The organism is Candidatus Cloacimonadaceae bacterium, from assembly GCA_030693415.1.
Lineage (GTDB): Bacteria > Cloacimonadota > Cloacimonadia > Cloacimonadales > Cloacimonadaceae > JAUYAR01.
Window position 1 is genome coordinate 1 of the sequence record JAUYAR010000111.1, and the last position, 12,043, is coordinate 12,043.

Sequence of the window (12,043 nt, forward strand, 5' to 3'; positions counted from 1 at the left end):
GGCAATGGAAACGCAGGATGAGTACAAGGACTCTGTAGACAGTACAGCGGTAAGTGTGGAGTCCTTAGTCGCCAAACACCGGGAGATAGCCTTCAGCATCGACTATGCGGAAGCCAAACGCCGACTGGGTGAGATCAAGAAAGAAATGGCTGACTATGAGGATACGGTCAAGAAGATGCAGACCGGTCTGGTTATCGTCAGTTCTGACTACTTCGACAGGCAGAAGGAACGCACCATTGAAGCGGCTGAGTTGGCTAAGAAGATAGCGGTTGAGGACAGCAAAGCCAGAGCCGACTTCAATAAGGAAAAGGTGAGGATAGAGACGGAAGCTACCTTAACCGGAATAGCACTGCTTGAGTATAAGCTTGAATACACCAAACAGCATTATAAAGCGCTGGGAGCTGTAACAGCTCTCAATGCCGACGAGCAGATCTCCACTCTGGAACGGATCAAGGGATTTGAACAGCAGCTTGTCCAATCCAAGCAAAAAGACCTCGAAGCTCTGCAATCACTTCAACAGAAGTATGATACCCTATCCATAGATGATGCAGTGGCTCGCAGGCAACGGGAATTATCTATCCAGCGGGATGCCGAGTTGGAAAAAGCACGCTCGCTCAAAGCCTCCGAAACTGTCCTTGCCAATATCAGTAGTTACTATGCCAAAGAGATAACTAAGGTGGAAACCGATGCATCTGCACAGAGAATCAAACAAACCGAGATTGAGCAGAAGGAGAAGCAGCGGATTGCCGAGGAAGATAAACGCAGGGCTCAGGAATTGGAGGATACGCGGTTTGAATTTGCGCAGAGGGGTTTGGACTTGGCGGGCAATACATATCAGGCAGAAATGGATGCTATCGACAACTACTATGCCAAGAAGAAGGATAAACTCATTGCTGCGGGTCTTACTGAAGCGCAGATCACCAAGCAGACCGAACTCGCCAAGTCCAGAATCAGAGAGGATAATGACCGCAAACACTTTGAAGGAGTCAGTTCCATCCTCGGCAACCTTGCCAAGACATCTGAAGCCTTCGGCAAGAAAGGCTTTGTGCTGTGGAAGACGCTTTCCATAGCTCAGGCGATGATGGATACCTATTCCTCTGCTACTGCCGCCTACAAGGCAATGGCAGGTATCCCGGTAGTCGGCCCCGGACTGGCAATCGCCGCGGCTGCCGCTGCCATCGGAGCAGGATTGGCTAACGTGGCTGCCATCAACAGCACCGAACCACCTAAAGCAGCCAAAGGCGGTATGTTAGTAGGGAACTCTCATAGTAATGGTGGGATCATCATCGAAGCCGAAGGTGATGAGTACATCACTGCCAAGGACAGGGTAAAAGCTCTTGGTAGAGGTATATTCGACTTCCTGAACTTCGCTCCTTTGGAATCAGTAAAACTTGCCTTTGCCGGACTGCCGATGCCGAGTGACCCACTGCCTGCCAACCTCGGCTCATATTATGCCTCCGGTGGCAGTATTAGCAGTAACGGCAGTATAACTGCGCTCTTGGATATCATGAGCGAGCTGCGGGATCAGGTCATAGAGATGAAGCAGAACATCAAAGACTCTAAGCCCATTATCGAGATTAATGTTGATCCCTTGTCCAATGATCCGGTGCGGGTCAGCGAGATTGCCGATACCGGCCGGCAGATCAGGTCTGAGGTATAATGCCAAACCTCTTCAAAGTGGATTTTATTCAAGGCAAGACTGATGCTGTTGACTACAGCCAGATCAAGCACAGCCTGACCGATACCGCTGCAAGTCGGGCTATCATCAGTCTGTCGGTCTCTGCCGATAAGCTGCAGTCTATCTCCAACTACAGCAGAGAACCCAAGCGACTGGTCTTTGAGTGCTTCCCGACTACCTGGATCAATACCAATATCCTATCCGGGAATAATGAGCATGAGCGTTACATCTCACATTATGAAGTGAAGGTCTATCGGGATACTGCGCTGTTCTTTACGGGGATAATCGATACCTCGCAGCTATCATTCGATGTGTCCACCGGCATCCTCAAACTTACCTGTTACGATAAGATCAAGCTGCTATCGGTATTTTCCGACCTGACTCATTACTATAGCCTGACAGCCGGTTATCAGCCCATCTGGTTGCTTGGATATTTCCTGCAGGACATCGGGCAGACTATCCCAATCGCAGTTCCCTACAGCAACCAGTTCACCATCCCAAGTCTAAACATCAGCATGGGCAACGCTCTGACCATAGCGCATGTTGACTTTGACGACTTGCTTGCCTTTCCCAATCCTCCCGGTGGTTGGACTTACAGTTATCACAGCTCCGGTTGGCTTGCACCCAAGTTCGGTTACAGAGTTGATACACCAAGTAACAAAATCACCTTTGTCTTTGCCTATAAGAAGGTAATCCAAGCCACCTATCCCAATCCTGCCACCACCAGATATCAAGGTCGCTACAGAGGCAGGATATACAAGTTCTATAACAACATCTGCCCCGTGATTGAAGAGTATGACGAAAAGACCGGCTGGGAGGACAGCCTCACTTCTTTGGATAATGCTTACAACGAGTTCATCAGTTTCTTTAATGATAACGGTATATCCGAAGCTCAATTGAATAGCCTGACCGGCACCGGCAGCCTTGGTCAATGCAGCTATGGCAGCAGCCATGCTGTCAATCTCTGGGTCGAAGCCCACTTTCATGGCAATGTCATGCCCACCAGACTGCAGCCCGGTAAGTCCTACGAGACCCTGCAAACAGAGCAGACTGATAACCTCAAAGCCTTACAAGCTATGCTGATGCTCTATAATGCCACCATCTTCACAAATACCAACGGCAACATCATCCTCAAGAATAAGGATGCCTATTCCACTTCCATAATAGATATAGCGGACTCTGATGTCGTATCCTTTCTCTCCAAGCGTGGTAATCAGGAGAAGCCGGATATCAAAGCCATAGATATTATGGCAGGAGACACATCTCAACTGCAAGGCATCATCCAGCCCTATCTGATGGACTTCTACGACTCCAAGTGGAGCATTGAAGCAGTAATAGATCAGTTAACCAAATACAGCCTTAATCTCCAGTCCAAGATCAGGATCAAGACCAAGGTCTATGCCATTACCGAGCTGGAGCGTAACTATGCAAATGATGAATACAAACTCAAGGCGTGGTTGATATGAAGGGCTTTCGCATGATCAGAACCGGCAGCGGCAATAGCTTCTATACCTGCGAGAACGGGCAGGTGGAATATGTTCCCAAGCTCAAATACCGCATTGAAAAGAAGAATGCCTATGACCCCACAATCCTCCATCAAAGAGAACCGTATCGGGAAGATGCCATCAACCTTGAAGCAGTGCTTAGACCGGAAGAGTACAGCGCTTTCCTTTACTTCCTGACTATTCCGGGCAAGTTCTATATTGAGTTTACATGGTACAGCACACTGATCAGGCAGTTTCCCGTAATTATCACTCAACTACCTAAGATGCCCGATGATCTGCATGAGTATCCCGAAAAGATAAAAGTATCTCTGGAATCCAGATACACCGGCGAACTCACCACCATCAGCTTTGATTATATCCATACCTTAGACGAGAATGAAACCGTTTTTCGATAAAAAAGAACCTAAACAAAACAATAAAAACAAGGAGCAGACATGTACAGATTTGGAATCAGCTACTACATCATGAGCGCAGCCAACCGTATCCCCTTAACCGGAGTGACCATCAGACTGGTCAGACCCGGGGCAACCTTTGCCAACGGCATTAAGGTTCTTGAGAACCCATCCGGCTCAGGTTATTACGAAACAGATACCCTCAGAGAGCAGGACTGGGGCTTCTATGAGATCTGGGATGACAAGGTCGAACCTAATGGCTCTTTCTCCGGCAAGACCTGTACTGTCGGTAAACTCGATGCCAGAGGTATCCAGAACAGCGCTATCTACACCAATCATGTTCTGAATGAATCCATTACAGCCGATAAACTCTCCGATGATTGCATAGAGAAAAGGCATTTCAACAATGAAACTATATCTCTTACTAATATGATCTACGAAATCCAAGACCAGAACAGAGGAGTGGGAGTACCCAGTCAACGGACACCTCCGGATATCAATCACGACCAGTTTGTTGCACATAAATTGGATAAGGAATATGGTAACCTACCTCAAGTTATCTTGACAAACCAGTGTGACTGTTTTCTATACATAGCAGACATCAAACTTGATGGTGGGCAAGTCATACTCAATGTAGGTATCGGTCAGCGATGGTCTGCTCAGGAATTGAAATACAACATCCTTGCGCTCAGCACCGATTAACGGAAAAAGAGAGAATGACCCAAATAGATAACAAACCACAGACCATACCGACCCGAAACAGAAACCCGGCAATGCCGGGTAACTGATGATATTGTTGAGCAGTTTATTGCTTCTGCTGGAGCCTGCAGATCAACTCTGCCATCAGATTGATCATTTCCTTATAGTCGCTGCATTCCCAGGCATCATCGGCTTTGATCCGAATCTCTTCCTCGGTCATCTTCTCCGACTGCAGCCAGGGTCCCCGGAACTGATTCCACCAGTTCTTATAGTGGAACTCACCAGCGTATGGATCATCCTCGACCGGATCGCTTTCAGCGCTATCCAAACCGGTCTTACTCATCTCAATCACCTTCATGGTCGATCCTAACTTCAATACCCCTGCCTTCTCTGCCATGTCTTCTACAGGCTGCTCCGAACCATCTTCCCTCATCAGTACGATCTGGCTGCCTGATTTCACCATCTCCTCCAGCGTTGCCTTGTCTTTGCCATTCTGTTTTTGCTTGTTCATCTTGATCTCCTTCTCGGTTACCCGACTGTTAACTTATGGGTTCTACCTAAACCCCCTCGCAACAGTGGTCAAGTCCTTTCTGCACAATATGATAAGAAAGTTGTGGTTTTATAGGCTCTCATTTGTCACAGCAACATGCCATTTGCAAAAATCGTGAGCTAATTTGCAAAAGCCTTGATCCTTTCCCAGTCCTTCCATTTGCAAAAATCGTGAGCTAATTTGCAAAAGCCTTGATCCAAACCGAGTGCAAAAATGCCATTTGCAAAAATCAGTGAGCCAATTTGCAAATTCAAGTGACCCTTTTCAACAGCGAAGTCTCTGGATAGTCAGGAAAAAAACTTGACTATTCTGGCATGCTTGGCAATTTGACCAAATATGCATAACAAGCGAGGTTTAGATAATGCAACAGACTGCCAGATATGACAATATGGCGATCATTATGAAAGCGTTGGCGCATCCTACCCGCCTGCTGATTTTGGATCGACTTCATGAGCGAGAGCACTGCGTAGGTGAATTGCAGGAGATCATCGGTGCCGATATGTCCACCGTCTCCAAACACCTGAGCGTGATGAAACAAGCCGGTATCATCGCTGGAAAAAAGCACAACAATCAGGTTTTCTACCGTCTTTTGTGTCCCTGCATCTTGGATATGTATCAATGCGTGACCGGAATATTGGCTAAAGGAAGAGACTCATGAGCAGGAAACTGAAAGAACTGAAAATCCTGTTGATCATGGTGGGTGTGTTTCTCGCCGCCTATTTCATCCCATTTGCATCGCCGCGTTTTCGTGCCGGCTTGCATGAAGCTTTTTTCATGGTGCAGGATTACGCGCGTTTGCATGTGCTCCTGTGCCTTGTCCCCGCGCTGTTTATCGCTGGAGCGGTGAGTGTTTTCGTCTCCCAGGCGGCGGTGATGAAGTATCTCGGCGCCAAGGCAAAGAAATGGCTTGCATACAGCGTAGCTGCCGTTTCCGGAGCGATCCTTGCGGTCTGTTCATGCACGATCCTGCCTCTTTTTAGCGGGATTTACAAACGCGGCGCAGGGCTCGGTCCTGCGATCGCATTTCTCTATTCCGGACCTGCGATCAACATCCTCGCGATCGTGATGACGGCTCGTATTCTTGGTGTCCAAATGGGCATCGCCAGAGCCGTGGGAGCGATTCTTTTCAGCGTCATCATCGGTCTGATCATGCATCTGATCTTCCGTGGAGAAGAATCCGTGCGCCTGGAAAAGGCGATGAACTTCGGCTCCGAGGAAGGCGGAAAACCGCTGTGGCAAACGATCATCCACTTTGGCTTGATGATCCTCTTTCTGATCGTGATCAATTGGGCAAAACCCACCGTTCAATCCGGTTTTCTGGGTTGGATGTATCTCAACAAATGGCTGCTCACGTCTTTGTTAGCCTTGCTTTTTGGCTTTTCGCTGAGCATATTTTATCGTTTCAAATGGTGGAAGGTTGTCCTCACTGCGGCGATCATTGCTTTAGTCGGTTATCTGTATCCCAATCCCCTGATCCCGTTTGTGATGGGGATCTATCTCTTCAGCTTATGGCTGATTCTGGAAAAGGGCGAGCTGAACGAATGGCTCGGCGCCACCTGGGGCTTTGCCAAACTGATCATCCCTCTGTTGTTTGTCGGCGTGATGATTGCCGGCAGCCTTTTGGGGCGTCCCGGTTTTGAAGCATGGGTGCCTTCCCGCTGGATCGAATCGGCGCTGGGTGGAAACTCTCTTTGGGCAAATTTCTTTGCCGCGGTCTCCGGAGCCTTCATGTATTTTGCCACTCTCACCGAAGTTCCTATCCTGCAAGGGCTTCTGGGCAGCGGCATGGGCAAGGGGCCCGCGTTGGCATTGCTGCTTTCAGGGCCTGCTTTGTCGCTGCCAAGCATGTTGGTGATCAATACGGTGCTGGGATTCAAGAAAACTGTCACGTTTATTACCCTTGTAGTGATCATGTCCACGCTCGCGGGATACTTTTTCGGGAGCGTGTTCGCATGATTTTGTGCAGCATTGAATCCCGCTGGGCGGAAACATCCACCCCGGCACCCGAAGAGAGTGATAACCATGCAACGTAAAGTACTAATCCTCTGCACCGGTAATTCCTGCCGCAGCATCATCGCCGAAGCGATGGTAAATCATTATCTTTCAGATAGATGGCAGGCATTTTCTGCGGGAGTCGCACCCTCAAAAGTCAATCCTTATGCCGCCAAAGTGCTTGAGGAAATGGGCATCGACACTGCTTCGATGCGCTCCAAAAGCGTGGTGGAATTCCTGCAAAGAGACGATCTCGATCTGGTCATCACCGTCTGCGATCACGCCAAAGAAACCTGCCCGGTGTTCCTGAAACCGGTCAAACAATTCCACATCGGCATTGATGATCCGGCACCATCTAACGCCAAGCCGGGAGATATCTCCCTGCTCAGCTTTCGTAAAACCGTGGAAGATGTCCGGGAGAAAATACTGGGCTATCTCATTGGCATAGATAGAAATTTGAAGTAGAGCAACGAGATAAATGCAGAAGAGATCATTTAACACACACAAAGGCAGAGAATGAAAAGAAAAATAGGGCTCGGAATGACAAACGCGCTTTGTGATCGCCAGCTAAAACCCGAGCTCCGCTGTAAAAAGTTATTGACAAATATCAGATTATGTTTAAACTGTTATCTATGAGCCATGGAAATTATGGGTAAACCGTGCACCACGACTGTAAGGAGTTAAAGCAATGAAGAAAGTAATTTTTGCCTTGGCGTGTGTGGCGCTTTTTACCGTTCTGTGCGCCAATCCGGTCATCCCCAGAGCGGTTGCAAGGGTGTGGTTTGACGCGAATGAGGATTTCAACGTGCTCTTCGGCGATGAGAATGCCAATTCATACGATATCCCCTCGATGAGTTTCAGCACTTCCTCAGGCACCTGGTCTTTTCCCGCAAACTTCACTCCTCCGTCGGATCCTCCCTACTCGGTCAATTTCACCCAAACGATCCCGGGATTCGACATCCAGCGTCGGCAATTCCGATGCCTTGCTCCCAACTCCTCACGGAGTGCTGGAACTGTTTCCAACGTGCTCACTCCAGCGATTTCCGATCGGGTTTTGGTAAAATATACCGGAACCGCTTTGACGAACCGGTCGATCACCATCAAGCTCTTTGATCTGAGAGGCAGAGTGCTGTCTCAGTATGAGTTGCCCGCTTCTGGACAGATGGATTTGATCTTGCCGCGCCTTGGCAGCGGGGTCTATTTCCTGAGTGCGTTCTCAGCCGATAGAATGCTATCCAGACAGAAATTGACCGTGATCAAGTGAGTCTATTGAAGTCTGTCACGCGTTTCCGAGGCTGTTGGATCTGTTTTTTGCTGCTGAGTGCATCGTTGACCTGTTTCGCGCAAGCTTTGCCTTCATTTGAAGCCGAGAAACTTTCTTTTTCGCTAAAAATCGATGACTCATCCTCAGATGCTCTGCTCTGGGAAGTGAGCGGAGATTATTTTTTTAGCAATCAACACGCGCATGCTATCAGCCAGCCCATCGCTTTTCCGATACCCTCTTCCGCGAATGTGAGTTTGGCAGTGATCCATGAACTGAGCATCATCGAGCCATCCGACAGCATGGCGGTCAGCCTCCTCTCGCAAAACTCTCAATCCATTGTTTTCAAGCTCGACCTCCCGCCGCGGAGCTTTGCGGGAGTGCGTCTCAGCTATTCTCAAAAGGTCGTGGGCAAGGAAGCTGTCTATATCCTCAGCACAGCCAAGACTTGGGGCAAGCCGCTCTCCTTTTGCGAGATCAAGCTATTTATCGGGAATGGCATCAAGCCGGTTTCATTGCCCTTTGCCGATCCGCAGATCATTCAAGGCAATAGCGGAAACGTCTATGGCTGGCAGTTTATAGACTTTGTCCCTCTGGGGGAGTTTGTAGTAATAGTGGAGTGAAAGCACCCAAAACGAGTGTGTCCCCGCAGATTATTCTTGACACAGATTGGAAGAAAAACAAACTTGATCCAAAGACGCAATGGAGGTACAATCATGCGATATATGATCTTATATTTATTCGCAGTGCTGCTACTGTTGGCAGCTTGCGCAGGTTTCTCAAAGGAAGAAAAACCCACGCCGGTGAGCGTGATACCCCAATCCGAAACCCCTCAGACCCAGGAAACCTTCAGATTGAAGCGCAAGATTGCCGTGGGCAGATTTTCAAACGAGACCCGCCTAGCAAATAGTTTTTTGTCCGAAGGTTCAAACACCTCCGCAAGAATGTCCAGACAAGCCACGGATATCCTCAGCGCCAAACTTGCCATCACAAACCGCTTCATCCTGATCGAGCGTCAGGACACCCTTGCCATCTCCAACGAGCGGCGCATTTCAAACATCGGTAATTTGCGCATCCCCGCGGATTATTTCATCATCGGAGCGATCACAGATTATGGCAGAAGCGTCACCGGCAACGTGGGAATGGTCGATCGCACCAAGAAACAGACCGCCTATGCCAAGGTCAATCTGCGCATCGTTGACACTCGCACCGGAGTTGTGATCTATGGCGAAGAAGGAACCGGCGAGGCATACTCCGAAACCGGCACCATCCTGGGAATGGGCTCTCAAGCCGGTTTTGACGGAACTCTTACCGACAAAGCCATCGAAGCCGCCATCAACAGCGTGATCAACAACCTCATCAACCGCCTGTCAAACGAACCCTGGCGCTCCTATGTGCTGAACGTGGAAGAAGGGTTTGCTTTCATCTCCGGCGGTGCCCTGCAAGGGATCAAGATCGGAGATGTTTTCACAGTGTATCGGCGCGGCAAGCTGGTGGATAATCCACAGACTGGGATCCCCATCGAACTACCTGCCACTCAGATATCCAAGATCAAGGTGCAAAAAATCCTTCCCGGAACCGAACTCACGGAGCTTTCTCTCTGCGAAATCATTTCCGGTGACCTCAGCGGCGATATCAAGCAGATGTTCGTCGGTGAAAAATGACGGGAGGAAGTATGAACAATATCTTGTATCTACTCGTGGTGCTGTTTCTGCTCAGCGCTTGCAGCGTTTCCCAAATGAACCAGGGTGCAAACGCAAAAGAGGGCTACGGCTATCTTAAAATTAGTGGCAATACAGACAACATCAGCCTCAGCCTCAATGGTCAGACGGTGCAAAGCGTCCCCGTGATGCTCTATGAGCTGAAGGGTGGAAGCTATAACCTGGTGGTCACTTCCGGCGGAGATGTCATACTCAGACGCTTGGTTTTGATCTCCGCTTCGCTGACCACCGAAGTCATCGTTCCATGAGAAAGCTGGCGCTGCTGCTGATCCCGTTTGCGTTTGCTGCCTGCACGGTTTCCAAGCCATATTTGTATTACGGAAACTATTCGAGGAGCTATTACAACGTTGTCAAAAAGCAGGATGAGGCTTCTCGGGCACAGTTTAAACAAAGCCTGGAACGCGTCTTTGCCCGTTCCGCGGAATATAGCATACCCGTCCCGCCTGGTCTCTATTGCGATTACGCGTTGCTGATGCTGGAAGAGAATCGCCTGCCGGATGCCAAACGCTACTTTGAACTGGAAAAAAGCAACTGGGCGGAATCCGCCATGTTCGTGGATTTTCTCATCCAGCGCTATCAACTGGGAATTGAGGAGGGACAATGATAAAACGCATGATCCTCCCCCTCATTGTGGCTGCCTTCTTCCTGCTAACCGGTTGCGTCACCAACCAATATACATTGCGTGAAACTTTCCCCAAAATGTATGAAAACCCGCCGACAGTGATCATAATCATGCCCCCGATCAACCAAAGCACCGCTGCCGAAGCCAAAGAATACTTCGCTTCATCCCTTTCCGAGGCGATGGGATTGACGGGCTATAATCCACTTTCCGTGGAATCCGTGTTTGCCGTGCTGCGGGATGAAGGCTTGTATGATACTGAAACAATAAACGATGAGGTGCTGAAAAACCTGAAGAAATACTTTGGTGCCGATGCGGTTCTGGTCACCCAGATCGAAAGATGGGACAAATCTTGGTTTCTGCTTTCCGGAACGCTGTCGATCACTGCCAAATACATGCTCTATAATACTGACACCGGCGAAGTGATGTGGGATTTCACGACCATTACGGAAGTGAGCCTGGGTTCATCCAACGAAAACCTGCTTGTCTCGATCATCGAATCCGCCGTCAAAACTGCTACCGAGGATTATTTTGAACACGCCCGCCGCTCCAATATTCTTACCTTCAAAAACTATATCCCGCATGGCAAATACCATCCCCTCTTTGGTGCCGACGGAGAAGCGACGGTTCCTTCCTCCAAAGTGGGAAACATCAAAATCGCAAAGTGAGATTTTATTGCGTAGTATTATGATCATCAAGACCAATATGAGTTATCGCACCCACGCACCAAAGCTGGCTGTCCAAAGCGCTTGCCAAGCAAATTAGGATGCTGAATATTCTCTGATTAACCTTTTTCTTTCAGACAGTGGAGCAAAGATGAAACTTAGATTAATGGCATTGATGCTAACAGTGATCGCAAGCGTTAGCATTGGATCTGCACAGCAGCTTGAGCCTGATAGGCTTGATTTTGCCGAAAAGGGCTCTCGCGACCGGCAGGTAGGACACATCCACGGCACCGTTTACAGCAGTGGAGGCGCCCCCATCCAACATGCCACGGTCACAGTCCAAGGCACCGGCATCAGCGTGATGTGTTCCCCCGTCGGCATTGGCGGGATACAAAGTCTCACCCAAACCTGCAAATGAGTATCAACTGTCACAGTGGTCGTAAGGCTTTATGAATTGGAGAGATATATAGGACTGGCTTCGGAAATTGTCACAGTGCCTTTTGGACGTTTCTGGACGTTTCTGTATCACCAATACTGCAAATATGCGCTGTTTTTAGACTGATTTCAGATCATCAGATTTTTGGGAGAGGTCATCAGATTTGGGGGACCCGCAACTGAAGTGCCAGGGGGCCGATCATGGTAAGCGAGTCAGTCTGATCTGAGTCTATAATAACAACCCGAAAGTCTTTATTGAGTGGTTGGAGGATCACTCCCTTGCGAGTCTCATCATACTGTATCCTTTTCAGGGTAATGCCTCCCTCGAATCTGACCGCACAGATTTTGCCATCCGTGTTCGACCAATCATACTGCTTTTTAATCAGCACAATATCCTCATGGAGTATCTGCGGTTCCATACTGGCACCGTTAACTCTGAAGGCAATGTAGGAGTCCGTACCATAAGGAAGATACCGGGTTGGAACTTCGACAGAATCCGCTGGAACATAGTCGTCTCTCACTTCGA

At 48.9% G+C, this 12,043-nt stretch carries 16 protein-coding genes; 14 read left to right on the forward strand and 2 right to left on the reverse strand.

Annotated features, from left to right (window positions below; all coding sequences use genetic code 11):
* The 4 genes from Q8M98_06755 to Q8M98_06770 all read left to right on the forward strand — a co-directional run.
* Window positions 1-1,660 (forward strand): hypothetical protein (locus Q8M98_06755; GenBank protein MDP3114459.1); only part of this gene is annotated, 1,660 nt, incomplete at its 5' end.
* Entirely contained in the window at window positions 1,660-3,144 is a 1,485-nt protein-coding gene (locus Q8M98_06760) for a hypothetical protein (GenBank protein ID MDP3114460.1), read from the forward strand. The genes Q8M98_06755 and Q8M98_06760, both read left to right, overlap by 1 nt.
* On the forward strand, window positions 3,141-3,578 hold the full coding sequence (locus Q8M98_06765) for a hypothetical protein (protein ID MDP3114461.1): 438 nt from the start codon (window positions 3,141-3,143) through the stop codon (window positions 3,576-3,578). The genes Q8M98_06760 and Q8M98_06765 overlap by 4 nt, the downstream gene beginning before the upstream one ends.
* Before the next feature lie 39 nt (window positions 3,579-3,617).
* Entirely contained in the window at window positions 3,618-4,277 is a 660-nt protein-coding gene (locus tag Q8M98_06770; GenBank protein ID MDP3114462.1) for a hypothetical protein, read from the forward strand.
* Window positions 4,278-4,380: 103 nt separating this feature from the next.
* Here Q8M98_06770 and Q8M98_06775 read toward each other — a convergent pair whose 3' ends face one another.
* Window positions 4,381-4,785, reverse strand: a complete 405-nt coding sequence (locus Q8M98_06775; GenBank protein ID MDP3114463.1) for a hypothetical protein — start codon at window positions 4,783-4,785, stop codon at window positions 4,381-4,383.
* A 400-nt stretch (window positions 4,786-5,185) separates the two neighbouring features.
* Between Q8M98_06775 and Q8M98_06780 the strand changes: the two genes are divergently transcribed.
* The 10 genes from Q8M98_06780 to Q8M98_06825 all read left to right on the forward strand — a co-directional run bounded on the left by Q8M98_06780 (window position 5,186) and on the right by Q8M98_06825 (window position 11,500).
* Window positions 5,186-5,482 carry a metalloregulator ArsR/SmtB family transcription factor gene (locus Q8M98_06780; protein MDP3114464.1) on the forward strand — a complete coding sequence of 99 codons (297 nt, stop codon included), beginning with the start codon at window positions 5,186-5,188 and terminating at the stop codon, window positions 5,480-5,482.
* A complete protein-coding gene (locus Q8M98_06785) occupies window positions 5,479-6,780 on the forward strand; it encodes a permease (GenBank protein ID MDP3114465.1) in 1,302 nt (433 codons plus the stop codon). The genes Q8M98_06780 and Q8M98_06785 overlap by 4 nt, the downstream gene beginning before the upstream one ends.
* A gap of 66 nt (window positions 6,781-6,846) precedes the next feature.
* Window positions 6,847-7,281, forward strand: coding sequence for an arsenate reductase ArsC (locus tag Q8M98_06790; GenBank protein MDP3114466.1), 435 nt, complete (start codon window positions 6,847-6,849; stop codon window positions 7,279-7,281).
* 223 nt (window positions 7,282-7,504) lie between these two features.
* A complete protein-coding gene (locus tag Q8M98_06795; GenBank protein ID MDP3114467.1) occupies window positions 7,505-8,080 on the forward strand; it encodes a T9SS type A sorting domain-containing protein in 576 nt (191 codons plus the stop codon).
* Between the two features lie 47 nt (window positions 8,081-8,127).
* Window positions 8,128-8,700 (forward strand): hypothetical protein, encoded by a 573-nt coding sequence (locus Q8M98_06800; protein MDP3114468.1) that lies wholly within the window; start codon window positions 8,128-8,130, stop codon window positions 8,698-8,700.
* A 93-nt stretch (window positions 8,701-8,793) separates the two neighbouring features.
* Complete coding sequence (locus Q8M98_06805) at window positions 8,794-9,741, forward strand: CsgG/HfaB family protein (GenBank protein MDP3114469.1); 948 nt, start codon at window positions 8,794-8,796, stop codon at window positions 9,739-9,741.
* An 11-nt stretch (window positions 9,742-9,752) separates the two neighbouring features.
* Complete coding sequence (locus Q8M98_06810; protein ID MDP3114470.1) at window positions 9,753-10,046, forward strand: hypothetical protein; 294 nt, start codon at window positions 9,753-9,755, stop codon at window positions 10,044-10,046.
* On the forward strand, window positions 10,043-10,402 hold the full coding sequence (locus Q8M98_06815) for a DUF4810 domain-containing protein (GenBank protein MDP3114471.1): 360 nt from the start codon (window positions 10,043-10,045) through the stop codon (window positions 10,400-10,402). Before Q8M98_06810 ends, Q8M98_06815 begins: the two co-directional genes overlap by 4 nt.
* Window positions 10,399-11,085: a DUF799 family lipoprotein gene (locus tag Q8M98_06820; protein ID MDP3114472.1), complete on the forward strand. Its 687-nt coding sequence runs from the start codon at window positions 10,399-10,401 to the stop codon at window positions 11,083-11,085. Before Q8M98_06815 ends, Q8M98_06820 begins: the two co-directional genes overlap by 4 nt.
* 148 nt (window positions 11,086-11,233) lie before the next feature.
* Window positions 11,234-11,500 carry a hypothetical protein gene (locus Q8M98_06825; GenBank protein ID MDP3114473.1) on the forward strand — a complete coding sequence of 89 codons (267 nt, stop codon included), beginning with the start codon at window positions 11,234-11,236 and terminating at the stop codon, window positions 11,498-11,500.
* 175 nt (window positions 11,501-11,675) lie between these two features.
* Here Q8M98_06825 and Q8M98_06830 read toward each other — a convergent pair.
* On the reverse strand, window positions 11,676-12,043 hold a 368-nt coding region (locus Q8M98_06830; protein MDP3114474.1), incomplete at its 5' end, for a S24 family peptidase.

Bases quoted from the DNA above. Each gene is read 5' to 3' on its own strand.
- Q8M98_06760 (MDP3114460.1), top strand. From the start codon at position 1,660: ATGCCAAACCTCTTCAAAGTGGATTTTATTCAAGGCAAGACTGATGCT.
- Q8M98_06765 (MDP3114461.1), top strand. From the start codon at position 3,141: ATGAAGGGCTTTCGCATGATCAGAACCGGCAGCGGCAATAGCTTCTAT.
- Q8M98_06770 (MDP3114462.1), top strand. From the start codon at position 3,618: ATGTACAGATTTGGAATCAGCTACTACATCATGAGCGCAGCCAACCGT.
- Q8M98_06775 (MDP3114463.1), bottom strand. From the start codon at position 4,785: ATGAACAAGCAAAAACAGAATGGCAAAGACAAGGCAACGCTGGAGGAG.
- Q8M98_06780 (MDP3114464.1), top strand. From the start codon at position 5,186: ATGCAACAGACTGCCAGATATGACAATATGGCGATCATTATGAAAGCG.
- Q8M98_06785 (MDP3114465.1), top strand. From the start codon at position 5,479: ATGAGCAGGAAACTGAAAGAACTGAAAATCCTGTTGATCATGGTGGGT.
- Q8M98_06790 (MDP3114466.1), top strand. From the start codon at position 6,847: ATGCAACGTAAAGTACTAATCCTCTGCACCGGTAATTCCTGCCGCAGC.
- Q8M98_06795 (MDP3114467.1), top strand. From the start codon at position 7,505: ATGAAGAAAGTAATTTTTGCCTTGGCGTGTGTGGCGCTTTTTACCGTT.
- Q8M98_06805 (MDP3114469.1), top strand. From the start codon at position 8,794: ATGCGATATATGATCTTATATTTATTCGCAGTGCTGCTACTGTTGGCA.
- Q8M98_06810 (MDP3114470.1), top strand. From the start codon at position 9,753: ATGAACAATATCTTGTATCTACTCGTGGTGCTGTTTCTGCTCAGCGCT.
- Q8M98_06815 (MDP3114471.1), top strand. From the start codon at position 10,043: ATGAGAAAGCTGGCGCTGCTGCTGATCCCGTTTGCGTTTGCTGCCTGC.
- Q8M98_06820 (MDP3114472.1), top strand. From the start codon at position 10,399: ATGATAAAACGCATGATCCTCCCCCTCATTGTGGCTGCCTTCTTCCTG.
- Q8M98_06825 (MDP3114473.1), top strand. From the start codon at position 11,234: ATGAAACTTAGATTAATGGCATTGATGCTAACAGTGATCGCAAGCGTT.